Annotated in this window: 26 protein-coding genes; 18 read left to right on the top strand and 8 right to left on the bottom strand. The window is 69.8% G+C overall.

From position 1 onward, the window contains the following. Positions 1 to 81 precede the first annotated feature (81 nt). The 9 genes from ACO1BU_RS08105 to ACO1BU_RS08065 all read left to right on the top strand — a co-directional run bounded on the left by ACO1BU_RS08105 (position 82) and on the right by ACO1BU_RS08065 (position 8190). The gene (locus ACO1BU_RS08105; protein ID WP_424135409.1) at positions 82 to 2289 is read left to right on the top strand and encodes a glycosyltransferase; all 2208 of its coding nucleotides are present in this window, start codon (positions 82 to 84) and stop codon (positions 2287 to 2289) included. 228 nt (positions 2290 to 2517) lie between these two features. Beyond that, on the top strand, positions 2518 to 3336 hold the full coding sequence (locus ACO1BU_RS08100) for an urease accessory protein UreD (protein ID WP_424135408.1): 819 nt from the start codon (positions 2518 to 2520) through the stop codon (positions 3334 to 3336). Between the two features lie 45 nt (positions 3337 to 3381). Further along, positions 3382 to 3684 (top strand): urease subunit gamma, encoded by a 303-nt coding sequence (locus tag ACO1BU_RS08095; protein WP_424135407.1) that lies wholly within the window; start codon positions 3382 to 3384, stop codon positions 3682 to 3684. A 10-nt stretch (positions 3685 to 3694) separates the two neighbouring features. Next, on the top strand, positions 3695 to 4000 hold the full coding sequence (locus ACO1BU_RS08090; RefSeq protein ID WP_424135406.1) for an urease subunit beta: 306 nt from the start codon (positions 3695 to 3697) through the stop codon (positions 3998 to 4000). A 1-nt stretch (position 4001) separates the two neighbouring features. Further along, positions 4002 to 5714, top strand: coding sequence for an urease subunit alpha (gene ureC, locus ACO1BU_RS08085; RefSeq protein ID WP_424135405.1), 1713 nt, complete (start codon positions 4002 to 4004; stop codon positions 5712 to 5714). Between the two features lie 8 nt (positions 5715 to 5722). After that, on the top strand, positions 5723 to 6298 hold the full coding sequence (locus ACO1BU_RS08080; protein ID WP_424135404.1) for an urease accessory protein UreE: 576 nt from the start codon (positions 5723 to 5725) through the stop codon (positions 6296 to 6298). Continuing rightward, positions 6249 to 6977 carry an urease accessory protein UreF gene (locus tag ACO1BU_RS08075; RefSeq protein ID WP_424135403.1) on the top strand — a complete coding sequence of 243 codons (729 nt, stop codon included), beginning with the start codon at positions 6249 to 6251 and terminating at the stop codon, positions 6975 to 6977. Before ACO1BU_RS08080 ends, ACO1BU_RS08075 begins: the two co-directional genes overlap by 50 nt. After that, positions 6974 to 7621 (top strand): urease accessory protein UreG, encoded by a 648-nt coding sequence (gene ureG, locus ACO1BU_RS08070; protein WP_424135402.1) that lies wholly within the window; start codon positions 6974 to 6976, stop codon positions 7619 to 7621. Before ACO1BU_RS08075 ends, ureG begins: the two co-directional genes overlap by 4 nt. After that, the gene (locus ACO1BU_RS08065) at positions 7621 to 8190 is read left to right on the top strand and encodes a HupE/UreJ family protein (protein WP_424135401.1); all 570 of its coding nucleotides are present in this window, start codon (positions 7621 to 7623) and stop codon (positions 8188 to 8190) included. Before ureG ends, ACO1BU_RS08065 begins: the two co-directional genes overlap by 1 nt. Before the next feature lie 31 nt (positions 8191 to 8221). Here ACO1BU_RS08065 and ACO1BU_RS08060 read toward each other — a convergent pair whose 3' ends face one another. Beyond that, positions 8222 to 8632 carry a DUF2000 family protein gene (locus ACO1BU_RS08060; protein WP_424135400.1) on the bottom strand — a complete coding sequence of 137 codons (411 nt, stop codon included), beginning with the start codon at positions 8630 to 8632 and terminating at the stop codon, positions 8222 to 8224. A gap of 32 nt (positions 8633 to 8664) precedes the next feature. Next, a complete protein-coding gene (locus ACO1BU_RS08055) occupies positions 8665 to 9516 on the bottom strand; it encodes an AraC family transcriptional regulator (protein WP_424135399.1) in 852 nt (283 codons plus the stop codon). Between the two features lie 144 nt (positions 9517 to 9660). Here ACO1BU_RS08055 and ACO1BU_RS08050 point away from each other — a divergent pair, with 144 nt between their 5' ends. The 4 genes from ACO1BU_RS08050 to ACO1BU_RS08035 all read left to right on the top strand — a co-directional run bounded on the left by ACO1BU_RS08050 (position 9661) and on the right by ACO1BU_RS08035 (position 13666). Continuing rightward, positions 9661 to 10566 carry a DMT family transporter gene (locus tag ACO1BU_RS08050; RefSeq protein ID WP_424135398.1) on the top strand — a complete coding sequence of 302 codons (906 nt, stop codon included), beginning with the start codon at positions 9661 to 9663 and terminating at the stop codon, positions 10564 to 10566. Positions 10567 to 10639: 73 nt separating this feature from the next. Beyond that, positions 10640 to 11908 carry an RsmB/NOP family class I SAM-dependent RNA methyltransferase gene (locus ACO1BU_RS08045; protein WP_424135397.1) on the top strand — a complete coding sequence of 423 codons (1269 nt, stop codon included), beginning with the start codon at positions 10640 to 10642 and terminating at the stop codon, positions 11906 to 11908. Between the two features lie 184 nt (positions 11909 to 12092). Beyond that, positions 12093 to 12353, top strand: a complete 261-nt coding sequence (locus ACO1BU_RS08040) for a hypothetical protein (RefSeq protein ID WP_424135396.1) — start codon at positions 12093 to 12095, stop codon at positions 12351 to 12353. A gap of 203 nt (positions 12354 to 12556) precedes the next feature. Continuing rightward, on the top strand, positions 12557 to 13666 hold the full coding sequence (locus ACO1BU_RS08035; RefSeq protein ID WP_424135395.1) for a glycosyltransferase family 4 protein: 1110 nt from the start codon (positions 12557 to 12559) through the stop codon (positions 13664 to 13666). A 144-nt stretch (positions 13667 to 13810) separates the two neighbouring features. On the opposite strand, the gene ACO1BU_RS08030 is transcribed toward ACO1BU_RS08035, so the two are convergent. Together ACO1BU_RS08030 and ACO1BU_RS08025 are read right to left on the bottom strand one after the other, a co-directional pair. Beyond that, positions 13811 to 14512, bottom strand: a complete 702-nt coding sequence (locus ACO1BU_RS08030; protein WP_424135394.1) for a GDSL-type esterase/lipase family protein — start codon at positions 14510 to 14512, stop codon at positions 13811 to 13813. Between the two features lie 69 nt (positions 14513 to 14581). Beyond that, positions 14582 to 14749, bottom strand: coding sequence for a succinate dehydrogenase assembly factor 4 (locus ACO1BU_RS08025; protein WP_424135393.1), 168 nt, complete (start codon positions 14747 to 14749; stop codon positions 14582 to 14584). Positions 14750 to 14801: 52 nt separating this feature from the next. Between ACO1BU_RS08025 and htpX the strand changes: the two genes are divergently transcribed. The 3 genes from htpX (at position 14802) to ACO1BU_RS08010 (ending at position 17263) form a co-directional block, all read left to right on the top strand. After that, the gene (gene htpX, locus ACO1BU_RS08020; protein ID WP_424135392.1) at positions 14802 to 15761 is read left to right on the top strand and encodes a zinc metalloprotease HtpX; all 960 of its coding nucleotides are present in this window, start codon (positions 14802 to 14804) and stop codon (positions 15759 to 15761) included. A gap of 15 nt (positions 15762 to 15776) precedes the next feature. Further along, positions 15777 to 16496, top strand: a complete 720-nt coding sequence (locus ACO1BU_RS08015; protein WP_424135391.1) for a haloacid dehalogenase type II — start codon at positions 15777 to 15779, stop codon at positions 16494 to 16496. Between the two features lie 89 nt (positions 16497 to 16585). Beyond that, a complete protein-coding gene (locus ACO1BU_RS08010) occupies positions 16586 to 17263 on the top strand; it encodes a Fe2+-dependent dioxygenase (RefSeq protein WP_424135390.1) in 678 nt (225 codons plus the stop codon). Positions 17264 to 17320: 57 nt separating this feature from the next. On the opposite strand, the gene ACO1BU_RS08005 is transcribed toward ACO1BU_RS08010, so the two are convergent. The 4 genes from ACO1BU_RS08005 to mdoH form a co-directional block, all read right to left on the bottom strand. Further along, on the bottom strand, positions 17321 to 17848 hold the full coding sequence (locus tag ACO1BU_RS08005) for a hypothetical protein (protein ID WP_424135389.1): 528 nt from the start codon (positions 17846 to 17848) through the stop codon (positions 17321 to 17323). A gap of 89 nt (positions 17849 to 17937) precedes the next feature. Then, positions 17938 to 18909, bottom strand: coding sequence for a LysR family transcriptional regulator (locus ACO1BU_RS08000; RefSeq protein WP_424135388.1), 972 nt, complete (start codon positions 18907 to 18909; stop codon positions 17938 to 17940). Continuing rightward, positions 18906 to 19709, bottom strand: a complete 804-nt coding sequence (locus ACO1BU_RS07995; RefSeq protein ID WP_424135387.1) for an amidohydrolase family protein — start codon at positions 19707 to 19709, stop codon at positions 18906 to 18908. Before ACO1BU_RS07995 ends, ACO1BU_RS08000 begins: the two co-directional genes overlap by 4 nt. Beyond that, a complete protein-coding gene (gene mdoH / locus ACO1BU_RS07990; RefSeq protein WP_424135386.1) occupies positions 19702 to 21474 on the bottom strand; it encodes a glucans biosynthesis glucosyltransferase MdoH in 1773 nt (590 codons plus the stop codon). The genes ACO1BU_RS07995 and mdoH overlap by 8 nt, the downstream gene beginning before the upstream one ends. A 467-nt stretch (positions 21475 to 21941) precedes the next feature. On the opposite strand from mdoH, the gene ACO1BU_RS07985 reads away from it, so the two are divergent. Both ACO1BU_RS07985 and ACO1BU_RS07980 read left to right on the top strand, forming a co-directional pair. Further along, on the top strand, positions 21942 to 24695 hold the full coding sequence (locus ACO1BU_RS07985) for a response regulator (RefSeq protein WP_424135385.1): 2754 nt from the start codon (positions 21942 to 21944) through the stop codon (positions 24693 to 24695). 2 nt (positions 24696 to 24697) lie between these two features. Then, the gene (locus ACO1BU_RS07980) at positions 24698 to 25270 is read left to right on the top strand and encodes a biliverdin-producing heme oxygenase (RefSeq protein ID WP_424135384.1); all 573 of its coding nucleotides are present in this window, start codon (positions 24698 to 24700) and stop codon (positions 25268 to 25270) included. The last annotated feature ends 36 nt before the right edge of the window (positions 25271 to 25306 follow it).

Below are 25306 nucleotides of genomic sequence, written 5' to 3'. Positions count from 1 at the left end.
CCCGACCTCGCGCGACCGGGATCGGCTGGCCTCGCGCCGATGGGCGCGGCATGGTCGGGCGGAGCAGGAGGGGGACAGGCATTGCAGGGCGAGGGCTGGATGGGCATGGACGAACCGGGGAGGCTGCTGGAGCGGGCCGATGCCGCCCGGGACGCGCGCCGCTGGAGCGAGGCCGCCGAGGCCTATGGAACCTATCTCCGCCTGCGCCCTGATGACCGCGGCATCATCGTCCAGCGCGGCCATTGCCTGAAGGAGGCCGGGGACCCCGGCGCCGCCCTGGCCCTCTATCGCCAGGCCGAGGCGATGGAGCCCGACGAGCCGGACATCCACCTGCAGATCGGCCATGCGCTGAAGTTGCTCGGCCGGACGGGCGCGGCGGTGGAGGCCTATGGCCGCTCCATGCTGCTGGACCCCTTGGCCAACCCCGCCTGGGAGGAGTGGCGGGCGCTGCTGTCCCATATCGTGCCGCACCGGCCACAGGGGCCGGTGCTGGATCTTTCCGACCTGCTGGCCTGGTTCACCTACCGCCGGGTGCCCAGCGGCATCCAGCGGGTCCAGGCCGAAATCGCCGCCGTATCCGGCGGCACGACCCTCTGCGCCATGCATCCCGAGGAGCCGTTCTGGCAGGCCCTGCCGGCGCCGCTCTTCCAGCGCCTCTACCGCCTCTCTCGTACCGGGGCGGGTATGGAGGATCTGGCTTGGCAGGACGCGCTTAACACCCTGGTGGTCTGGCGCCGGCTGGCGCCGCCCCTGGCGCTCGGGGCGGGCGCGATCCTTGTCACGCTGGGCAGCGCCTGGGGCCTGCCGCATCATGCGCCGGCGCTGCGCGCGGCCCGTGCAGCGGGGGCATGTTATGTTCCGGTCCTGCATGATTGCGGCCCGCTTCTGCCTGATGTCACCGATGCGGGAACCCGCGCCCGTTTCGCGCGGTGGTTCGCTGCCCTGCCGGTCATGGCGGAGGGGGTCGTCGCCGTCTCGCATGCCACGGCCACCGATTACCGCCGCCAGATGGAGCGTCATCTGTCGGACTGGCCGGCGCCGCCCGTCCGGGTGGTGCGCCCGGATGGGCGGCACGAGGTGCCCGGGGAGGAAGGGGCGCCCGCCCCGGAGGAGGGGCCCGCGCCTGCCGGCACCGGCCTGTTCGGGCTCGCGCTACGGCGCCAGGTGCCTCCGCCGCCCCCCAAGACTCCGCGCGCCGGCCGGGCGCATCCGGACTTGCCGGAGGGGCCCTTCGTCCTGCTCGTCTCCAGCCTGGAGCCGCGCAAGAACCACGCGCTGGCCCTCGCGGCCTGGCGGATGCTGCTCGATCGTCGCGGGGCGGCGGGCACACCGCGCCTTGTCTTCGCCGGCCGCCGCGCGCCGGGGGACGAGGCGGTGATGGCGATGTTGGCCGCCGACCCCACCCTGGCCGCCCATGTCACCCTTCTGCACGATCTCGACGACGCGGCCCTGGACCGGCTCTACCGCTTCTGCCTCTTCACCCTCTATCCCAGCCGGCACGAGGGTTGGGGCCTGCCCGTCTCCGAATCCCTCCTTCATCGTCGGGTGCCGCTGGTCGCGGAAATCCCCGCGCTGATGGAGAGCGGCCAGCACGGTGCAGTCTTCTTCACCCCCAACAGTGCCGAGGACCTGGCCGTGGTGGCGGAGGGGCTGATCGCTGATCCGTCCCGCCTGGCCGCCGCGGCCGCCCGCATCCCGCGCGGCGGCGGCCTGCGCCCCTGGACCGAGGTGGCCGAGGACCTGCTCGCCGCTGCCCGCCGCCTGGCCGGGACGGAGCGGGAGCTACCGCCCGTTCCCCTCTCCCGCTGCATTGCCCTGGGTCATGGCGACCTGTCTGACCCGGCCTCCCGTCTCGCCTGGGCGGAGGCCGTGCAGGTGGGCGGCGGTTGGCATCCGGCCGAGGCCTGGGGCGCCTGGACCCGGCCGGGCTGTGCCATGCTGCGCCTGCCCGTGGCGTCGGAGGAGCCCATCCGGGTGGCCCTCTCACTCCGCCCGCCACCCGGGGCGCAGGGCCTTGTGCGGCTCACCCTCTCACGCGCGGGGGCCGCGCCGGCCACGGTGGAGCGGCGCGCCGCGGATATCGGCGAGAGCGCGCTGGAGATCGACGCGGGCGGTCCCGAGCTGCGTCTGGCGCTGGAGAGCGAGCCCGGCACGCCGCTGCCTGGTGAGGAACCGGTGATGGCGGTGGGAGCCGGCGTGGAATCGGTGGCGGTGATGCGCGGGCAGTCGCCAGCCGACCGGATCGCTTATCTGGAAGCTCGCATCCTCGTGCCGGCGCAGCCGGTCTGACGCTGGGAAAGAAAAAAGCCGGGGGAGGTGAACTTCCCCGGACCCCCCTCCTTTTCATGCCCGTCGAGTGGCGCGCCGGCAGCACGGTCACGCCCAGGCGGCGATTGACGCGGCGGCTGCGGCGAATAATCAGCATGGCGGCTCGCCCGGAAGGCTTCGCGAAGGTTCGCTGGTGAATCCACCTCTCCCCCGACATTTCCCGCTCCGTATTGCCAGAGTTCTTCCCTCGTGACCGTCCGTCATCAGCGGGCGAGTGGTGCCATCGACATCACCTTCGCCGCGCCGAACGGGGCCACGGTCCTGCGGAATCTGTTTCAGTCATCGCCGCTGCGCGTACTGTTTCCCACGGCCGAGCTTGGCACGCCGATCATGGGAGCGCTGGTGAACACGGCCGGCGGACTCGCCGGTGGTGACGAGCTTCAGATCCAGGCCAGAGTCGGGGAAGGTGGAGCCGCCCTGCTCTGCACGCCAGCGGCGGAGAAGTTGTACCGCTCCCTTGGCCCGGAGACGCGGATCGGGACGACACTGCATGTCGAGCCCGGGGCCGTGCTGGAATGGCTGCCACAGGAGACCATCCTCTTTGACGGCGCGCGGCTGCGTCGGAGGCTCGATGTCCATCTGGCTCCCGATGCACGGCTGCTCGCGGCGGAGATGCTCGTCTTTGGCCGCGCCGCCCGTGGCGAGCGATTCCAGCACGGGCTCCTGCACGATTCCTGGCGACTGCGGGTGGGGGGCGGATTGCGCTGGGCTGACGCGCTGCGGCTCGACGCGCCGGAGGAGGGGCTGACAGACCGGTTTGGCTTCGATGGTGCGGGATCCTTTGCCACCCTGCTCTATGCTGGTGCCAATGCCGGCGCGCATCTGCCGCTGCTGCGCGAACTCGCCGGGCCACTCGGTGCCGCGACCCTCCCGCGTGATGGCGTCGCGCTGCTTCGCTGGCTCGGCCCCGCTGTTCCGGTGCGGGCGGCGCTCGCCTCGGCCATTCCGGCCCTGCGCGCGGCGCTGTTCGGCCTGCCTCCCGTGCTGCCCCGGCTCTGGACCACGTGACGCCACCGCCGCCATACTCCGCTGCCCACCGGATCGGACCCGCCCATGCATCTGACGCCGCGCGAGAAGGACAAGCTGCTGATCGCCATGGCCGCGAATGTCGCGCGGCGGCGGCTGGAGCGGGGCGTGAAGCTGAATCATCCCGAGGCAGTGGCGCTGGTGACTGACTTCGTGGTGGAGGGCGCACGCGATGGCCGCAGCGTGGCGGAGCTGATGCGCGACGGCGCCAATGTCCTCACGCGTGATCAGGTGATGGAAGGCGTGGCCGAGATGATCCACGAGATCCAGGTGGAGGCGACCTTCCCCGACGGCACGAAGCTCGTCACCGTCCATCAGCCGATCCGTTGAGGAGTTGCCGATGATCCCCGGAGAGGTGTTTCCCGCCGCGGGCGAGATCGAGCTGAATGCGGGCCGCCCCGTGACGGAGATGGAGGTCGCCAATACTGGTGACCGCCCCGTGCAGGTCGGCAGCCACTACCACTTCGCTGAAACCAATCCCGAGCTTGCCTTCGACCGGAAGAAGGCGCGCGGCATGCGCCTGGACATTCCCGCCGGCACCGCCGTGCGCTTCGAACCCGGGCAGACCCGCAGCGTGCGGCTGATTCCCTTCGCCGGGGCACGAATCGTGCACGGCTTCCGCGGCGACGTCGAGGGAGCGCTCTGACATGCCCGCCCGGATATCCCGTTCCGCCTATGCCGGCATGTATGGCCCGACCACGGGCGACCGCGTCCGGCTGGCCGATACCGACATCATCATCGAGGTGGAACGCGACCTCACCACCTATGGTGAGGAGGTGAAATTCGGCGGCGGGAAGGTGATCCGCGACGGCATGGGCCAGTCCCAGGTCGGGCGTGATGGCGGCGCCATGGACACGGTGATCACCAATGCGCTGATCCTGGACCATACCGGCATCTACAAGGCGGATGTCGGGCTGCGCGATGGCCGCATCGCTGCCATCGGCAAGGCCGGCAACCCCGATACCCAGCCGGGCGTGGATATCGTGATCGGCCCGGGCACGGAGATCATCGCCTGCGAGGGGCGCATCCTCACCTCCGGTGGCATCGATGTGCATATCCACTTCATCTGCCCGCAGCAGATCGAGGAAGCACTGGCATCGGGCGTCACGACCATGTTCGGCGGCGGCACCGGTCCGGCCCATGGCACGCTGGCCACCACTGCCACGCCAGGCGCCTTCCACCTGGCCCGCATGCTGCAGGCGGCCGAGGGCTTCCCGATGAATCTCGGCTTCCTCGGCAAAGGCAACGCCGCCCTGCCGAAGGGGCTGGAGGAGCAGATCCTGGCCGGCGCCGCCGGGATGAAGCTGCATGAGGACTGGGGCACGACGCCCAAGGCGATCGATACCTGCCTTGCCGTGGCCGATGCGCTGGATGTGCAGGTGGCCATCCACACGGATACGCTGAACGAAAGCGGCTTCGTCGAGAGCACGATCAAGGCGATCGGCGGCCGCACCATCCAGGCCTTCCACACGGAAGGCGCGGGCGGCGGCCATGCGCCGGATATCCTGCGACTGGTGGGCGAGGCCAATGTGCTGCCGAGCAGCACCAACCCCACCATGCCCTATACGGTGAACACGCTGGACGAGCATCTCGACATGCTCATGGTGTGTCATCACCTCGATCCGCGCATTCCCGAGGATGTGGCCTTCGCCGAAAGCCGCATCCGGCGCGAGACCATCGCGGCCGAGGACATCCTGCACGACCTCGGCGCCATCTCCATGATGTCCTCCGACAGCCAGGCCATGGGGCGTGTGGGCGAGGTGATCATCCGCACCTGGCAGACCGCGCATAAGATGAAGCAGCAGCGCGGCCGTCTGCCTGGCGAGAGCGGCGACAACGACAACCTGCGCGCCCGCCGCTACGTCGCGAAATACACGATCAACCCCGCCATCTCCCAGGGCATTGCGGAGCATGTGGGCAGCGTGGAGGTCGGCAAGCTGGCCGATCTGGTGATGTGGAGCCCTGCCTTTTTCGGCGTGAAGCCCGAGATGGTGCTCAAATGCGGCACCATCGTCATGGCGCCGATGGGGGATCCGAATGCCTCGATTCCCACGCCGCAGCCCGTGCATTACCGCCCGATGTTCGGCGGCTTTGGCCGCGCCCTGCCCGCCGTGGGCGTGACTTTCACCTCCCAGGCGGCGCTGGAGGCTGGAATCGGCGAGAAGCTGCGGCTGGAACGCTCCTTGCTTGCCGTGCGCAACACACGCGGCGGGATCTCGAAGCGGGACATGGTGCTGAACGATCTCTGCCCGCGCATCGAGGTGGATGCCGAGACCTATGAGGTCCGCGCCGATGGCGAACTTCTGGTCTGCGAACCCGCCACGGTGCTGCCCATGGCCCAGCGCTACTTCCTGTTCTGAGAAACGCGATGACCGAAGACAGCTTGCCGCGCGCCACCAAGGTCCTGCCCGCCGGCCAATGGAATGCCGCCGAAGCGCGCGACAGCGTGACGCTGGATTTCGACGACCGCCATCGCCGCCGCCGCCGCTACATTGGGGAGGGCGGGCTGGCCTTCCTGCTCGATCTGCCAGAGGCCGTGGTGCTGTATGACGGCGACGGCCTGGTGCTGGAGGATGGCGCCGCCATCGCCGTGCGCGCCGCGCCGGAGCCGCTGGTGGAGGTCACGGCCCAGGACCGTGCCCATTTCGCGCGCCTCGCCTGGCATCTCGGCAATCGGCACCTTCCGGCGGAGATCGGGGCGGACCGTATCCTGATCCGCGATGACCATGTGATCACCGCCATGCTGCGCGGCTTGGGCGCAACGCTCCGCACGGTGCAGGCCCCCTTCAACCCGGAGGGCGGCGCCTATGGCGAGCATAACCGCCAGACCGGGCACCATCACGGGCCGCTGCATTCGCACCCTCACGATCATGCCCATGGGCATGATCACGGCCATGATCATTCCCATGACCACGGGCATGGTCATCGCCACCACCATGGCTGAGGGCGACGGCGCCCTCTACCGGCTGCTGGCCTGGACATCGCCCGCCTATCCCGTGGGCGCCTATACCTACAGCCATGGGCTGGAGGCAGCGGTAGAGGACGGAGCGGTAAAGAACCGCGCTGGCCTTGTCTCCTATGTGGAAACCGCGCTCGGCCGTGGCGCCGGCGCGGTGGACGGCCCGCTGCTGGCCGCCAGCTGGCGCGCGGCCCTGGCGGATGACGAGGCGGCGCTGGACGAGGTGGTGGAACTGGCCGCCGCCTGGCGCGGCACGGCCGAGACGGCGCTGGAGAGCGGCGCCCAAGGTGCCGCATTTGCCTCCGTCACCGCCGCTGCCTGGCCGGAACCGCGTTTCGTGGCCCTGGTGGCGCGCCATCCGCGCCGGCTGATGCATCCCGTGGCCTTTGGCGCGGCGGCGGCTTGGAATGGGGTGGATCTGCGCGCCGCCCTTTTCAGCTGGCTCGCCGCCTTCGCGGCCAATCTTGTCTCGGCCGGGGTACGCTTGGTGCCACTGGGCCAGACCGATGGGCAGACCGCCACCGCCGCCCTGATGCCGGCCGTCCAGGCAGCCACCGAGGCCGCCCTTAACGCCAGGCTTGACGAAATCGGCACGGCGGCGCCGATGCTCGATCTGTTCTCCATGCGCCACGAGACGCAGTACACGAGGCTCTTCCGCTCATGAGCAAACCCGCCAACGGCCCCTTCCGCGTCGGCATCGGTGGCCCGGTCGGCTCCGGCAAGACCGCGCTGACCGACCGGCTCTGCAAGCATCTGCGCGACACGCACGACATCGCGGTCATCACCAACGACATCTACACGCGTGAGGATGCGGAGTTCCTCACCCGCTCCGGCGCGCTGGTGCCCGAGCGCATCACCGGCGTGGAGACTGGCGGCTGCCCGCATACGGCGATCCGTGAGGATGCCTCGATCAACCTTGCCGCCGTGCAGGATATGAACGAGCGTTTTCCGAACCTGGAGATCCTCTTCATCGAGAGCGGCGGCGACAATCTGGCCGCCACATTCTCCCCGGAACTGGCGGATCTGACGATCTACGTCATCGACGTCTCGGCCGGGGACAAGATCCCGCGCAAGGGCGGCCCCGGCATCACCCGCTCCGATCTGCTGGTGATCAATAAGATTGACCTCGCGCCTCTGGTCGGCGCCGATCTCGGCGTGATGGACCGTGATTCAAAGAAGATGCGGGGGCAGCGGCCGTTCCTCTTCACCAATCTGAAGGAGAATAAGGGCGTGGCCGAGATCGCCGACTTCATCCTGCAATCCGGCGGCATCGAAGCGCGCCGCCCTGCTCAAGGGAGTGTCGCCTGATGCGCCGCCTTCTGCCCGCCACCCTGGCCATGCTGCCACTGCCTGCGTTGGCCCATACCGGGCTGGGCCATGTGGCCGGCTTCACCGCCGGCTTCGCTCATCCGCTGGGTGGGGCGGATCACCTGATGGCCATGGTCGCGATCGGGCTCTGGGCCGGGCTGATGGGCGGCCGCGCGGCCTGGGCCCTGCCGCTGGCCTTCCTCTCGGCCATGGCGGTCGGGGGGGGGCTGGGCTTGATGGGCGTCGGCCTGCCGATGGTGGAGGCGGGGATCGCCGGCTCCGTGATCGTGCTGGGCGCCCTGATCGCCCTGGCGGTCCGGCCGCCGCTGGCGGTGGGGCTGGGTCTCGCGGCGCTGTTCGGCCTAGCGCATGGCCATGCCCATGGCGCGGAAATGCTGGATGGGGCCGGTGCCGCCACCTATGCCGCCGGCTTCCTGCTGGCCACGGCCGGGCTGCACGCGATCGGCTGGGCTTTCGGGGCGGTGCGGACCTCCTCCTTCCAGATGATGACGCGGGTGGCCGGCGCGGGTGGCGTCACGGCCATGATCGCCATGCTGCTCCTGGGCTGATCGTCATCCAGGGGGTGCGCCCAGGGCCCGTTCAGGGATGGAGCGTGGCTCCCTTCGTCGCCTTGTCCACATCCTTCTTCGGCCCGCGCAGGGCGATCCCGACAAGATCCGGCGTCTCCGCCGGTTCGGCCAGGAAGGCGGCACGGTTCGCCGCGTCATGGCCGGTGGAAAACATGGCGCGGACATAGACTGCGCGGGTCAGTCCCCGCTCAATGCCCCGCCGGTAGGCGCGCAGCAATGTCTCCGGCCCTGCCGCGAAGATCAGCATGGGCTGGCCGAGCAGCCGCGCATGCTGCCGGCCCGCCGCGTCCTCATAGGGTTCGCCCATCGCCTCGGGCGCGGCGGCCGCGATGCCCGTGGCCAGGAAGGCCGTTACGTTCAGCTTCTGCCAGACGGCAAGATCCTCCAGCACCAGGATCGCCACCTTCGTATCGAACACCATTGCGCCTGTTCGCCCAGTTCAGGGCGGGCATTTCAGCCGGTGCTGGACGCCGCGTCTGGAACGCCCGTGCAGAGGGCGCGATAGGCCGCGGGCGTCAGCCCATAGGCGCGGCGGAAGCGGCGGCCGAGATGGCTCTGGTCCGCGAAGCCGCATTCCGCCGCCACGTCGGCCGGCCGCTCCCCGGCAGCCAGTAGATGGCGGGCGCGCAGCAGCCGGATCTGCAGGAGGTAGGCGTGCGGCGAGGTGCCATAGGCCGCGCGGAAGGCGCGGGCGAGCTGGAAGCGGTCCGCTGCCCCGGCCGCCCGCGCCAGCGCGTCCGCACCGGGGTCGGTGGCCAGGTCGTCATGCAGTCTCTCCCGCGCCCGGCGTGCCACGCGCGCATCGCGCCGCGCCGGCCTGTCGCGCCGCGGCCGGCCGAGATGTGGGCGCAGGTGATGCAGGACTTCGTCCAGGGCGGCATCACGCGCCAGCCGCTCCATGGGTTCCTGCAGGGCGTCACAGGCGGCGCGGATGGCCTCGCCGAGCGGCGGATCGTCGCAGAGGGGGGCCACGAAGCCCGGATCGCCGGTGGCTTCGGCCAGTCCGTTCCGAAGCCAGGAACGTGGCAGGTAGAGCATGCGATAGGCGAAGCCGCCCTCCGCCCCTGCCTGCCCGTCATGCGCCTCCTCCGGCTCGATCAGGATGACGCGGCCCGGCGTGCTGATCCGGCGTGTCCCCCGGCAGAAAAAGTCCTGCACACCGCGATCCGTCACCCCGACCAGCCATTCGTCATGGCGGTGCAGGTCATAGGCATGGGCAGCGAAGCGGGCGCGGATCACCTCCACCCCGCTTGCGCCGTCATGCACCAGGCGGACTCGGTCAGGCGGGGCGGCAGCTTGGGTCACGGTGCCGCGCAGGCTACGCGGGCCAGGGCTGCGGCGCGAGCCGGAGCCGGGGCGCCCGGCCGCCTGGATTTGATGCTAGTGCCTCATCGGCCGCAGCTTGCGGCGATCAGCTAGGGGAGCGACGGCCCTGTTCGGCTTGCATTCATGACGGGGCGTGGCGCCTCCTGGCAGTCCGCGGTGTTGGCCGTGGTCTTCATCTTGATCTGGGGATCAGCTTTCAACGCAGGGCGGCTTGTGGTGCTGGAATGGCCCCCCTTCTGGGCCTTGGCCATCCGCTTCTGCCTCACCGCCCCGCTGCTTCTCGTCATCGCCTGGATGGCCGGGGCGCGCTGGCCGGCGCGCGAGGATCTGGGGCGCGTGCTGCTGATGGGCTTGTTCGGCACCGGCGGCTATCTCGGCTTCTCCTGGTGGGCAATGTCCCTCATTCCATCCGGCCTCGTCGCGCTCATCGCGGCCTCGACGCCCCTCGTGGTGGCACTGGGGGAGGCGGTCTTCCTGGGCCGGCGTCCCTCGGCCGGGGCCTGGGGTGGGCTGGTGCTGGGCTGGGCGGGTGTTGCCCTGCTCGGCGGCGCCCGGCTGGCCGGGCATTTCGGTGAAGCGGAGGGCGTGGGCGAGGCCCTGGGCGTGCTCGTCGCCTTCCTCGGCGCCGTGTCCCAAGCCGCGGGGCTGCTGGCCTTCGCGCCGGCGCGGGGCCGGGTGGATCTCTGGTCCGCCAGCGCCGGGCAGAGCGTCGTTAGCACCGTGCTGCTGCTGGCGGTGGCGGCCGCCGTGGAAGGGGCGCCGCCAACAGAGGCCAGCATGCGGGTCTGGCTGGGGCTGGTCTATAGCGCCATTGTCGTCGGAATCGGCGGCTACACGCTGCTCTTCGTGCTGCTCCGGCGCTTTCCGGCCTCCACCGCCGCCGCGCTCCAGCTTCTGGCGCCGCCGGTGGCGGCGGTGATCGGCTGGGCCGCAATGGGCGAGGTCTTGGGCTGGGCCGATCTCGCGGGGGGCGTGCTGACCCTCTCCGGGCTGACGCTGCTCTTCAGGGCCCGCGCGCGGCAGGGCTAACAGCCCATTATCGGGGTCGCTGGTGAAAACCGGCGGCCCCTTTTCACATCTGGGGGTGCACAGGCCGCGCGAAATGCGCCAAGTCGCGCCCGAAATGCCGCTCAATCCCACCCGCTCCGCCGCCTTCGCCCTGGTCTCCGCCGTGCTGGAGCGACGGCGCGGGCTCGATGAGGCGCTGGACGCCCTGCCTGGCCGCATCCAGCCACGAGACAAGGCTGCGGCACATCGCATCGCCGCCGCCGTGCTGCGCCGCCTGGGCAGTCTGGACGCCGTGCTGGAACCCTATCTGCGGCGCGAGCCTTCGCCCCCCGCGCGGCAGGCGCTGCGCATCGGGGCAGCCGAGCTCCTGCTGCTCGGCACCCCCGCCCATGCGGCGGTGGCCAATGCTGTGGCCCTCGCGCCAAAGCCCTTCGCGGGGCTGGTGAACGCCATCCTCCGCAAGGTGGCGACGGAAGGCCCGGCCGCGCTGGAAGGGCTGGACGCCGCGCGGCTCGACACCCCGGCCTGGCTCTGGTCCGCCTGGCATGCCGCCTACGGCCCCAAGGTCCGCGCCATCGCGGAGGCCCATACCCGGCCGGCGCCGCTGGACCTTTCGCTCGCGCCTGGAACCGCAGTTCCGGAAGGGGCGGAACTCCTGCCCAATGGTTCGGCGCGCCTGCCCCCGGGCACCCGCATGGCCGAGTTGCCCGGTTTCGCAGAGGGTGGCTTTTGGGCCCAGGACGCCGCCGCCAGCCTGCCCGCTCGCCTGCTCGCCGCCAGGCCGGGGGAGCGCGTGGCCGATCTATGCGCCGCGCCCGGCGGCAAGACGGCGCAGCTCGTCGCGGCCGGCGCCGCGATCACTTCCGTGGAGAAGGACGAGCATCGCGCCAAGCGCCTGCGGGAGAACCTGACACGGCTGAAGATGCAAGCCGATCTAGTGGTGGCCGACGTCATTCCCTGGTCCGCCGAGCGGCGTGGCAGCTTCGACGCCGTGCTGCTCGACGCGCCCTGCACCGCCACCGGCACCATCCGCCGCCACCCCGAGGTGCAGCATCTGCGCCGGCCGCGCGACGTGCCGAAGCTCGCTGCCACCCAGGCCGCGCTGATCGAGGCCGCTGCCGGGCTGCTGGCGCCGGGCGGGCGGCTGGTCGTCGCCACCTGCTCCCTGCAGCCGGAGGAAGGGGAGGCGCATTTCGCGCGCCTTGCCGCTCTCGGCCTGCGCCCGGACCCGGTACGGGCGGAGGAGGTGCCGGGGCTGGAAGAGGCCGTCACGGCCCAGGGCACGCTGCGGACCCGCCCGGATATCTGGGCGGAGAAGGGCGGGATGGACGGGTTTTTCGTGGCACGCTTCGTCCGGGGCTGACCGTGGTCAAGGCGTGTCGCAACGCAGTAGTCCAACAACTCTTGAACACAATCCCGAGAGAATTCATTCGCCTAAGACATGGGCGGCATACGCTGTGTAACCTAGTTGTCATGGAAGGGCGGACATATCTGGGCGGCCAAGACGACGACATAACGCCGCCGCCTAAATGCACAGGATATATGTCATGTCTTCCTTCAGTGTTTCCAAGACTCTGCGTACCCTCGGCCTTGCCGCCGCGTTGATGAGCCCGCTCGTCGCCGGCAGCGCTTTCGCCGATGGCGAATACATCTCGGGCCCGACCGCCTATCCGGCTTGGTCGCAGTCTGATGCCCGTACCCCGCTCGCCGGTTCCAACGCCGCCCAGAGCAACAGCGGCCAGAGCAACAGCGGCCAGAGCTGGCTGGAACAGAGCGGCGCCACGGGTGGTGGTGGCCAGCACCAGTGATCGTGGGGCCGAATAGGCCCTTCGCACTGATACAGAACGGAGGCTGCCGGTTATGCCGGCAGCCTCTTCCTGTTTGAGGGGGCTGCACAGCCCGCGCGAAATGCGCCAAGTCGCGCCCTGCATGCGCCCCGTCCTCCGATCCTGCCCTCTGCCTCCGCGCCGGTTCCTCGGTCTCTCCGGCACCTCGGGCTGAGGCAGCGGGAATGCGCGTCCTCTTCGTCGCGAATGTCGATTTCGCGCTGCGCCACTTCATCCTGCCGCTGATGCGCGGTGCTCGCGCGCGCGGGCATGAGGTGCTGGCCGCTTGCGCCGATGGCCCCCTGCTAGACCTGCCGCGCGCCGAGGGTTTCGAGGTGATTCCCCTGCCCTTTGCACGCAGCCTCTCCCCCGCCGCCAATTGGCGGGCCTTTCGGGCCCTGCGGCGCCTCATCCGGGAAGAGCGGCCCGATCTGGTGCACAGCCATTTCCCGATTTCCGGCCTGCTGGCCCGCGTGGCGGCGCGGATCGGGGGCGTGCCGCGCACCGCCTATACTTGTCACGGTTTCCTCTTCAACCAGCCCGGCCCGCTCTGGCGGCGCAGCCTGTCCCTGGCGCTGGAATGGATGGGTGGGCACCTGACCGACACCTTCCTGACCGTCAGCGAGGAGGAGGCGCGCGACGCCCGCCGCCTGGGCATCCATCGCCGGGCCACCCCCGTCCGCAATGGCCGCGACCCCACCCGCTTCCATCCTGATCCCGAGGCTCGCGCCGCAATTCGGGCCGAGCTGGGCGTGGCACCGGATGAAGTCGTGGTGACGGCCATTTCCCGCCTCGTTCGCCACAAGGGTTATCCGGAACTGCTGCGGGCCATGGAATCCGTACCCGGCGCCACGCTCTGGGTGGTGGGGGAACGGCTGTCCAGCGATCACGGCGCCGATCTGGAGCCGGACTTCGCCCGGGCCGCGGCCCTGCTTGGCCCTCGCCTGCACCGGCTGGGCTACCGCCACGACACGGAGCGGGTGCTCGCGGCTTCCGACATCTTCTGCCTGCCCAGCCATTTCGAGGGCCTGCCCATGTCGGTGATCGAGGCGATGCTGACCGGCCTGCCGGTGGTCGCCACGAATGTCAGCGGCCCGCGGGAGCAGGTGGTGGAGGGAGAGACGGGCCTGCTGGTGCCGCCAGCAACTGTCGAGCCCCTTGCGGCGGCGCTGAACCGGGTGGTCGTTGATCCGTCCCTGCGCGCGCGGATGGGTGAGGCCGGACGGGCGCGGGCCCTGGAACTGTATGACGAGCGCGTGGTGGTGGCGCGGACGCTGGATCTGCTGGGCCTGTAGAACAGGCGCGGGGGAAACGTGATCGGAACCATCCGGCCCGCAACCGGCCTGGCCCCCCTGGAGCGAGCCTGCCCCGGAGCCGACGGACCACCTTCCTGGATGGCAGAGCCTGCCCGTGACGGGACAGGCTCGCGGGAAGCTGGATCAGGGCGCGCCGAGTGCCGCCCGGATGCTCCGCCCGAGCACGTCGTAACCTGCGGGGCTCGGATGTAGGCCATCCACGAAAAGAGAGCAGTCCTCCTGGCCCGCGCAGCCCTGCACGAAGGGTGTGAAGGCGTCGATATACGTGATCCTCAGCGCTGCCTGGCCCTCGATCAGCGCCCGGTTCACGGTCTCGATCCGGTGCCGGTTCTCGGCGAGGCGCTGACCACGTGGAAGAATCGAGACCACATGAACGACCGCCTCAGGAAGGCGCTGGTGCAGCTGTTCCACGATTGCGGCGATCCCGCCGAAAATGGCGCAGGCATCGTCCCGGTGAAGGTTGTTCGTCCCGATCAGCAGTACCACGCAGCGGAAGGCATCCGGCGCCATCCTCGCCCGGTTGATCCGGTCGAGTACATTCTCCGTCCGGTCGCCCGAAACACCGAAATTCGATATCGGCCGCTCCAGATCCTCGGCCGCCGAATGCCATAGGGCGAAGATCGAGTCGCCGATCAGCAGCGTGCCAGAGGCATTGCAGTGCAACTCCGCCAGACTACGCTCTGCCTCATGCCGCGCGCGCTCATCCTCCTGGGGCGCTGGCACCACGGAGGGGGAGTTCGCCGGAACGGGCCCGCAGATGGTGGACAGGGCTGGAGGGATAGCGAGAATCATCGTGCGGAAAGGCCAAAAGAGGGTGTGGGACATGCCGGAGACTGCCGCGGAGCGGCAGCCTTCGGGGCGGGATGGCTTCCCTTTGTCCGGCCTTTCACGTCCTCAGAAGTCGCTGACGCGTCCCTTCCGTTCCCAATCGCCATATCGCGTCGGCTCGGGCCCTGTCGGCCCGCCGATCTCGGTGGGCTTGGGCGGCGTTTCACCCTTCGCGTCGGCTCCGGGCGCAGCCGGCGGGGTGGGCTTGGTCTTGGTGTCGTCTGTCTCGGCCATGCACCCCAAATAGGGTGGCAGTGGCTTAGGAGGAACAGGGCGCGTGGCTGGCATGACGCGAACATTCATCCTGATGGCGGGTCTTACTGCCCTTTTCGTGGGGGTGGGCTTCCTGTTGGGCGGGCAGCAGGGAATGGTGATCGCCTTCCTTTTCGCGGCCGGGATGAACCTGTTCTCCTGGTGGAATTCGGACCGGATGGTGCTGCGGATGCACAACGCGCAGCCCATTGGGCCGCAGGACAACCCGCGGCTCTATGCCCTGGTCGCGGAACTGGCCGCGCGGGCGGGGCTGCCCATGCCGGCGCTCTATCTGATCCATGAGGACCAGCCGAATGCCTTCGCCACCGGCCGCTCGCCGGAGAGCGCAGCGGTGGCGGTGAACACCGGCCTGCTGGCCATGCTGCCGGAAGAGGAGGTGGCGGGCGTGATCGCGCATGAGCTGGCGCATATCCGCAACCGCGACACGTTGATCATGACCGTGACGGCCAGCCTGGCGGGTGCGATCGGCATGCTGGCGCAATTTGGCGGGTTGTTCGGGCATCGCGACCGGAACAACCCGCTAGGGGGGATCGGCCTGTTGCTGGCGATCATCGTGGCGCCGCTGGCCGCGATGATCGTGCAGATGGCGATCAGCCGGTCCCGCGAATACGAGGCGGACCGCCTCGGCGCGCAGATCGCCGGGGATCCGCGCGGGTTGGCGAACGCCCTGCTGCGGCTGGAATCCGGGCGGCACGCCTTCGTTAATCATAGTGCCGAGGCAAATCCCGCCACCGCGCATATGTTCATCGTCAACCCGCTCTCGGGCTCGGGAATGGACAACCTCTTCTCCACCCATCCAAGCACGGAGAACCGGGTGCGGGCGCTGATGGAGATGGCGGGCGGCATGCCCCTGAGCGGGCCGGGCATCTATGGTTCCGCAGGACCTGGTCCCTGGGGCGGGGCGCCGCGTCGCGGCCCCGCCGGACGGCCCTGGGAGCGGTTCACCAACCGCCGCCCCGGGCCCTGGGCTTAAGGAGAGGAGAGAGGCATGGCCCTGGATGGCGTGCGCGCACTGGTGTTCGACGTGTTCGGCACAGTGGTGGACTGGCGCAGCGGCGTGGCGCGGGAGGCGGCGCCCTTCCTGGCGAGGCATGGCTGCACGGCCGATCCCGCGGCCTTCGCCGATGCCTGGCGCCGCCGCTACCAGCCCGCCATGGAGGAGGTCCGCAGCGGCCGCCGGCCCTTCACGCGGCTGGATGTGCTGCACCGGGAAAATCTGGAAGCCGTGCTGCCGGATTTCGGCATCGATCCCGCCAAGGTGCCGATGGCGGAACTGGAGGAGCTGAACCTTGCCTGGCACCGGCTGGATCCCTGGCCGGATGCGGTGGCCGGGCTGACGCGGCTCAGGGCGCGCTACTTCATCGCGCCGCTCTCCAACGGCAACATCATCCTGATGGCGGATATGGCCAAGCGCGCTGGTCTGCCCTGGGACGCGATTCTGGGGGCGGAAGTGTCGCGGGCCTACAAGCCCTCGCCCGAAGCTTATCTGCGCACCACCGAGGTGCTGGCGATGCGGCCGGAGGAGGTTTGCCTCGTCGCCGCGCATAACGGCGACCTGGCAGCTACGCGGCGCTGCGGGCTGCGGACGGTCTTCGTGCCGCGCCCGACCGAGCACGGGCCGGGCCAGACCAGGGATTTGGCGCCGGAGCAGGACTGGGACATGGTGGCCGCAGACTTCGGAAAACTGGCGGACGGTCTGGGCCTCTAACATACCAGGACGTGACACTTCGGTCAGACATCGGATTGTCGTTGGCGGGCTGCCGGCTCCATGGTGTCCACTCCGCCGAAAGGTGGAGGGTGTCCGACGCCATGATGATCCGCATCCCCGATATCCTGACCGACATGCAGGTGGGGCAACTCCGGAATGACCTCCAACGGCTCTCTTTCGTCGATGGAGGCCTGACCGCAGGCGTCTATGCGCGCATGGTGAAGCGCAACGAGCAGGTCGAGCAGCTTCCGCAGATCAGGCCGCTGCAGGATGCGCTCGGCAATCTGATCCTGCGGCATCCGCTCTTCGAGATGGCGGCGCGGCCCGTCAACATGAAGCCGATCCTGTTCAGCCGATACAGGCCAGGCATGGAGTACGGCACCCATGTGGACAACGCCGTCATGTCCGGCTCGCCACCTGTCCGCTCGGACCTGTCCTTCACCCTCTTCCTCAGCGATCCCGAAAGTTACGACGGTGGCGAACTGGTGGTGGAGGGCGATCCGGAAATGCGTGTGAAGCTTCCGGCCGGGCACATGTTTCTGTACCCCTCCTCCTCGCTGCACCATGTCGAGCCCGTACGGCGCGGCGAGCGCCTGGCGGCGGTGAGCTGGGTGCAGAGCGCCGTGCGCGATGCCGCCAAGCGCCAGATCCTGTTCGATCTGGAGACGCTGCGGCGGCGCATGTTCGACGCCCAGGGCAAGACGGCCGATTTCGACCTGCTCTCGCGCAGCTTTGCCAATATCTACCGCATGTGGGCCGATATCTGAACGTCCTGGCGAACCGGAACAAAGCCCCGGCGAGCCAGGCCGGCACTCTTCCCCCTTTCAGGAAGGGGAGGAGGTCGCGGCCTGGTGGAGCTTCTCCAGTGATTGCAGCACGCCGCGCGCCGCTTCGAGGGATTGCGGCGGGGGCGCCGCGGGATGCTCGTGCAGGAAGCTGGAGAACCGGTGCCGCATATCCTGCATGGTCTCGGTATAGACCGGATTCCCGGTGAAGCTCGCGGGCGCGCGTTCGGCGGTTCGCCAGGCCTCGCGTGTCGTCTGCATGAGGTGGATCACGTCCGGCGACACGGCACCCCTCTGGGTCGGCCGGGCGCCGCCCTCGACCCGCGTGATCTCCTGACGCAGATCCTGCGAGACCTTCTGAAGCATGCCGATATAGGTCTGCATGTCCGGCGCCTGAGGTGTCGGCGTGTCGGGATTCGGATTGGCGGCGGAGGGCGTCTGGGGTGCGGCCGTCCTGGGCGCGGCATTGGGCTGGGGCGTCCCATTCTGCGCCTGTGCCCGCACTTCAGCCAGAAGCGCGAGGCACAGCATTGGCGCGGCGGCGATCAGACGTATTTTCGCGCGCATCGGGATTCTCCGTGATCGGGTTCGGTGCGAACGTTCGATCAGGGGCTCCGTTGCTGCCCGCGGAACGCAAAGGACCGGACGGCTCCGCCTTATTCGGCTGCGGCCGGTCGCTCCTTTCGGCCGGTGGCGGGACAATCCGCCACCACCTCCCGCGCCAGGGCCAGCAACAGGCGGCGCAGCCAGGCATGGCCCTGATCGGCCTCGAAGCGGCGATGGAAGATCATGGAAAGCCGCGTGTGCTTCACCGCGGCTGCTGCCTCGGCCGGGAGGGCGCGCAACTCCAGCCCGTGCGCGGCGGAGAGCTGCCGCGCGAGGCGTGATGAGAGCGTCATCACCATATCCGTGTGCAGCAGGATACCCGGCACGGCCGAAAGATGCGCCACCACGGCCCCCAGGCGCCGGGGATGGCCGAGTTCGCGCAGCACCCGGTCCATTGCGCCATCGCGCGAGCCATTGGGTGAGTGCAGCAGATGCGGCCAGGCGATGTAGCGCTCCAGCGTCATCTCGCCATCCAGCAGCGGATGGCCGGGGCGGGCGAGGACCAGGAAGGCCTCCGGCAGCAGGCGCAGCCGCGTGTAGAGGGTGGTCGGTTCCCCCAGCATGGCGATGGCGAGCTGCGCCTCGTTGCTCTCCAGCAGGGCCTGGGCATTGGTGCGGTCGGCGTGCCGGATGGCCACCAGGATGCTTGGGGCTTCTTTCGCCAGCCTTGCGAAAAGAGGCGGGGCCAGGATGGACTCGGCATATTCCGAGAAGGCGAGGGTGAAGACGCGGTCGCTTGTCGCGGGATCGAAGGGCGCGGTCGCGGCCAGCGTTTCCTGCAGCCGGTCCAGCATCTCCTCCACCGGGCGCATCAGGGCCAGGGCCAGGCTGGTCGGCTCCACGCCCTGCGGCGCGCGGAGGAACAACTCGTCCCCCAGCGCTGCGCGTAACCGGTTCAGCGCATTGGAGACAGCGGGCTGGGAGAGGTTCAGCCGCGCGGCGGCGCGGGTGACATGGCGCTCGCGCGCCACCGCGTCGAAGATCCGCAGCAGGTTCAGGTCGAAGGTCGAGAGATCCTTCACGGCGCGAAGCCATACAGGCTTGCCGGGTTGTCCCACAGCACCCTTGCCCGCAAGGCGGGCGTGAGCGGGGCGAGGGCGGCCTCGCGCAGCGCGGCCTCATCCTGCGGCAGGTCGGTGTTGGGGTGGGGCCAGTTGGTGCCCCAGAGAAGCTGGCCCGGCCCGGCCTCCGCCAGGGCGCGGATCAGCGGCGCGGTGTCGCCGGGCGGCAGGGCATAAGGGGAGGAGAGCTTCACCCAGGCACGGCCGGCCGAGAGCATCTCCGAGACCAGCGGCCAGGCCGGATGTCCGGTGAAGCCGACGGGCGGCAGCATGGCGAAGTGGTCCAGCACCAGCGGGCAGGGCAGGGCACGCAGCGCCGGGGCCATCCCGGCCAGCAGATCGGCTCCGGCGAAGATCTGGAGATGCCAGCCCTGGTCGGCGCAGAGGCGCCCAAGCGCCGGCACATCGCCCGGGGAAAGCGGCAGGCCCTGCACGAGATTGGCGCGCAGGCCGCGCACGCCGCCTTCCGTCAGGCGACGGCAGGTGCCCGCATCGGTATCGGGCGGGATTACGGCGACGACGCAGGAGATCGCCGGGTTCTCCGCCCGCGCTGCCAAATGCAGCGCGTTGTCGAAGCCATAGGTAGAGGGCTGCACCAGCACGTGATGCGTGACCCCCAGCCGCGTGCGCAGCGCGGCATAGGCAGAGAGCGGCGCATCCCCATGCGGCCGCGCGCCGGGATAGGGCGGGATCGCGGCGTCGTAGACGTGGTGATGCGTGTCCACGATGCGGGCGGGAAGGGGGGCGGGGGTGTCAGACATGGCGGGGCCTATCCTGAACGGGCTGCGGCGCGGGCGCCATGATCTCCGTTTCGCCCCGTGCCGCGCTCCGGGGTGCCTCCGCCGCCAGCTCCTCCGGCGTGGCCGCAATCCGGTGCCGCAGCAGCCAGGCCGAGAGCGCCGGTGATGCGGTCCACACGCAGAGCGGGATTGCCAGCACCGGCCCGGCCAGGAAGGGTAGGACGAGCCACAGCGCCGCCGCCGACACCTTGCCCAGGGCAAAGAGGCAGCCCAGCCCCAGCAGCATATGCGGCCAGAGCAGCCGCGCCGCATCGGCCCAGGCCACGCCGCGATCATCCCGGTTTTGTGGCGCCCAGCCGCTGCGCGCGCCGAGTGCGAGGCGGGCGAGGGAAAGGCTCTTGTTGATCAGGCTCACCGGCTCGATCAGCAGGGAGAAGAAAATTTCAGCCGCCGCGCCTTTCAGCACCGCCGCGCGGCCGCCATAGGAGGCGGCGCGGTCCGGGCGCAGCAGCAGTTCCGTGAAGCCGCAGAGCTTTGGCGCCGCGTTGCCCATCCAGGTCACCGCCAGCAAGGCGGCCAGTGTGCCCATCGGCGTTGTGGCCCCGCCGCCGGTCAGGGCATTGCCCAGCGCCGCCAGCAGCATCCCTAGCCAGAGTGGTGCGCAGAGGAAGAGCAGCATGGCCTGGGCCATCTGCCAGCGCCCCATCAGCCGCAGCCCCGGCGCCAGGATCAGGTGGCGGTACTGCATGTTTCCGGCGCCCCAGCGCACGTCGCGCGCCAGGAACTCCGGCAGGGCCGGGGGATTGCCTTCCAGGCTGCCATCCTCGGAGGGCAGGCAGCGCACGCGCCAGCCGGCCGCCTGCAGCCGCACCGCCTCCACCTGATCGTGGGAGAGGATGGCGGAGCCGTCCGGCAGGGGGGCGAGCCGTGCATGCTGCCGGAAGGGCGCGATGCGCAGGATCGCGTTGTGACCCCAATAGGGACCGTCATCCAGTTGCCACCAGCCCTGGCCCGTGGCCCAGGCCCGCATGCCCGCGCGCATGCCGAACTGGAACAGACGGGGGAAGGCGCGGGCGGCCGGGCGGCCGGCGATGAGCTGCTGGATCAGGGCAAGGCGCGGATCGGCCTCCATCCCCCGCACCAGGCGCAGCACGGCTGCGGCCGACATCTCGGAATCCGCATCCAGCATCAGGCAGAGCGCATGGTCCCCGGCGTGGTGGTCGAGGAACTCCATGACATTGCCGGCCTTGAACCCCGCATTATCGGTGCGGCGGCGGTAGCGGATGGAGATGGAACGGGTGCGGGAGGCGGCGAAGTCCGCGATGGCGGCCTCTTCCACGGCCACATGCCCGGGGTCGCTCGTGTCGGAAAGGAACCAGAGGGTGAAACGCCCACCCTCGCCCGCGGCCTCCAGCCCGTCCAGCAGCCGGGCGAGGGGGGGCAGGACGGCGGCCATGTTCTCGTTGCGGATGCAGACGGCGATGGCGGTGCGCAGCGGCGGCCCGGCAGGTGGGGCCGCGACCTGCGGCACGAGGAAGGCGAGGGCATCCGGCTTCCAAAGCAGCAGGACCAGCCCGATCAGGGAATTCGCGACGCAGATCGCCGTCCAGGGCAGGGTGCCGAGATAGAGAAGCGCGATCGCGACCTCCCACCCTGTCCAGCCACCAGGGGCCAGCACCCGCCAGAGCAGAGCCGTCAGTGGCAGGGCCACCGAGAGGCTGAGGAGGAGAAAGGCGACGCGCCGGAGGACTGGTCGTTCGCCGGGCCATGGGACACGGAGGGGCACGGGCGGAGACTGCCCCGATCCTGCGGCAGAAGCGAGGCAGGCAGGAGCCGCCCGGACCAGAGGCGCGCCACGCGCTCGTGTCGTGGCTCCGTCGCGGGCGCAATGGGCAGTTGCCGTCCATCTCATCAGGCGAAGCATCGATCGGCCGGTCGGACAGGAAGCGGTCAGGCGGCACGGCATCCGGCTCGTTTCCGCCATGCCGGTCCGGACCGGAGCGTCTATGGCACGTATCTGGCTGGAAGCGTGCGGCACCGCGTCAACCATCGGGGCCGTTGCGCCGTTCTGCCCAGCATGAATGCTGAGGCTTGCCCGATTGCGGGAAACGGGCAGGTTGTGCCCTTCTTTGAGGCCTTCCCACCCGGGTGGTCCATCGCCGCCTTGTGCCCGGTCGCCTTCAGCAGCTTCGGGTCGGTGAGGCCGCATCCGGCGGCTTGGCGCGAGGTGCCGCACCGGGGTGCCGCGGCCGCATGACCGTCCAGACCTACCCGGCCCGGTTGCGCGGCCTGTCCGCACGCAAGCCGGCCCCCTTCGAGCCGGACCGCGCCGACGCTCTCTGCGCGCAGGAGCCGATCCATATCCCCGGTTCGATCCAGCCGCATGGCGTGCTGCTGGTGGCCGATCCGGGGCAGGACCTGGCCATCGTGGCAGCCAGCGAGAATGCCGGGCTGCTCTCGGGTGGCACGCAGTCGAACACCCTGCTCGGTGTGACGGTGGGCGAGACGCTGGGGGAGGATTTCGCCGACACCTTGCGCGGCCTGGCCGCCGCCGGGGAGCTTCGGGGCGAGACCCCCTGGGAAACCGTGTTGGACCTGCCCGGCGGCGCTTTCGAGGCGGTGGCCCACACGCAGGACGGCATGGTGCTGGTTGAGCTGGAGCCTGTGGCCCCCCGCGATGAGCAGGAGGCGCTGGCCGCCGCGCGCGCCCTGCAACGGGCGATCGCCCGGCTGCGCGCTTCCGGTGGGCGGCTGGAGGAACTGGCGCGGGTGACGGTGCAAGGCATCCGCCAGCTCACCGGTTATGAGCGCGTGCTGATCTACCGCTTCGACCAGGACTGGCACGGGCAGACCCTGGCCGAGGACATGGTGGAGGATTGGGACCAGTCGCTGGACGGGCTGCATTTCCCGGCCTCCGACATTCCGGCCCAGGCGCGGGATCTGTATCGGCGCAGCCTGATCCGCTGGGTGCCCTCCCGCGATGCCCAGCCGGTGCCGCTGCACAAGGATCCGCGCTGGGAGGCGCCGGACCAGCCGGCCAGGCCGATCGACCTCTCCTTCTCGCGGCTCCGCAGCCTCTCGCCTATCCATCTCCAGTACCACCGCAACATGGGCGTGGACGGCTCCATGTCCCTGTCCATCCTGCATGAGGGGCGGCTCTGGGGACTGATGGTGTGCCATCACCGCCGGCCGCACCGGCCCTCGCCCGGGCAGCGCGCGGCGGCGGCGGCGCTAACCGACGCCTTTGCGCTGCGGATCGGTGGCGCCGAGCAGATGGGGGCCGAGGAGGCGCGCCGCGCCGATGCGCATCGCCTGGCCGAGCTGCTGGCGCATATGGCGGAGGCGGAGGACGTGACCACGGCCCTCACCGCCGGTTCCGTCACCATCGCCTCCCTCTTCGACTGCGTGGGGGCCGTCCTGGTGCGGGGAGAGGTGGTGGAAATGCTCGGCACCACGCCGCCCGCGGCAGATGTGCTGCGCCTGGCCGCCTGGTTACGCGCCCGGGGCGGGGAGGAGATCTTCCACTCCGACCATCTTTGCGCCGAGTTCCCGGACTGGTCGCCGCACGCCGCCATCGCCAGTGGTGGGCTGGCCATCTTCCTGAATGCCGAGCGCAGCGACATGATTCTCTGGTTCCGGCCGGAGGAGCCCTACCTGCTCAGCTGGGGCGGCAACCCGCACAAGGCGGTGGACCCGGCGGATGGCTCCGTCATGCCGCGCCAGTCCTTCGAGCGCTGGGTGGAGACGCGCCACGGCTATGCCCGCCCCTGGGCGGCATGGGAGCTGGAGATCGCGGCCACGCTTCGCCATGCAATCACCGAGGTGATCATCCGCAGTCTCAGCCGTATCGCGGAGCTGAATGATCGCCTGCGGCAGAGCCAGAAGATGGAGGCTGTTGGTCAGCTCACCGGCGGCATCGCGCATGACTTCAACAATCTGCTCGCCGGCATCGTCGGCAGCCTGGAGATGATGCGCAACCGCGTCGCGCAGGGGCGGGTGACGGAGCTGGACCGCTATCTCGGCGCGGCCATGACCTCCGCCAACCGTGCGGCCGCGCTAACGCACCGGCTGCTCGCCTTCTCGCGCCGGCAGACGCTGGACCCGAGGCCAACGGATGTGAATCGTCTCGTCGCCTCCATGGAGGATCTGATCCGCCGAACGGTGGGACCGGGAATCCATGTGGAGAGTGTGATGTCCGGCGGGCTCTGGATGACGCTCTGCGACGCCAACCAGCTCGAGAACGCGCTGCTCAACCTCTCCATCAATGCGCGCGATGCCATGCCCGATGGCGGGCGGCTGACGATCGAGGCGGTGAACGCACGCCTCGACGAGGCCTATGCGAAGCGCCACCATGACGTGGCGCCTGGCCAGTATGTTGCCGTCTCCGTCACGGATACCGGCACGGGCATGCCGCCGGAGGTGGTGGCGCGCGCCTTCGATCCCTTCTTCACGACCAAGCCGATTGGCCAGGGCACGGGGCTGGGCCTGTCCATGGTCTATGGCTTCGCCAAGCAGTCCAACGGCTATGTCCGCATCTACTCCGAAGCCGGGCAGGGCACGACCGTGCGGATTTACCTGCCGCGCTTCGTGGGCGAGGCGGAGGAAGAGGCAGCGCAAACCGAAGCTCAGTTGCTTGAGCCACCGCGGGACAGCACGGTGCTGGTGGTGGATGACGAGCCGGTGGTGCGCATGCTGATCAGCGAAGTGCTGCGCGATCTGGGCTACGGCGTGATCGAGGCGAGTGATGGCGCCCAGGCGATGAAAATACTGGACGCGCAGCGCCGGATCGACCTGCTGGTGACCGATGTGGGCCTGCCCGGCGGGCTTAACGGGCGGCAGCTGGCCGATGCGATACGGACAGCGCGTCCGGGATTGAAGGTGCTCTTCATCACCGGCTATGCCGAGAATGCCGTGCTCGGCAACGGGCTGCTGGAGCCGGGGATGCAGGTGATGACGAAGCCTTTCGCCATGGAGGCCCTGGCTTCCAAGATCCGCTCGATGATCTGACCATGGCCGACGCTTCCATCCGGGACCGCCTGCGCGCGGAAACCCGCACCGACCATGACCGGCTGGAGAACGGGCTTCGCCTGGCCGATCCGGGCCTGACCCTTGCGCTCTATCGCGAAATCCTCTCGCGCTTCTACGGCTTCTGGGCGGAATGGGAGCCGCGCGTGGCGGAGGTCGTGGCGGATGAGGAATTCCTCGCGCCCCGCCGCCGTCTGCATCTGTTGCGCGACGATCTGCGCGCCCTGGGCGTGGCGCCGGAAGCGCTGCCGGTCTGCGCGCCGCCCCCGATGCGGAACCGGGGCGAGGGCTTTGGCGCGCTTTATGTGATGGAGGGATCGACACTGGGCGGGCGCGTGATCGTCAAGCGGCTTCATGCGATCGGACTTTCGCCGGAAACCGGGGGCTGCTCCTATTTTGCCGGCTACGGCACGGCCACTGGCGCCATGTGGAGCCGCTTCATCGAGCGGCTGGAAGCAGAGGCGGATGCCGGCGGTGCGGCTGCCATCCTGCGCGGCGCCCGCGCGACTTTTGCGACGCTGGGGGACTGGATGCTCGCGGAAACGGTGCGGGCGTAAAGGAAGACCGGGAGAGGGGGGGGCACTTCGTCCCCG

It is taken from the genome of Roseomonas chloroacetimidivorans, assembly GCF_049629625.1.
Classification (GTDB): domain Bacteria; phylum Pseudomonadota; class Alphaproteobacteria; order Acetobacterales; family Acetobacteraceae; genus Roseomonas; species Roseomonas chloroacetimidivorans.
The sequence above is the reverse complement of the archived record's forward strand: the minus strand, read 5'-3'. Positions and strand labels throughout refer to the sequence as shown.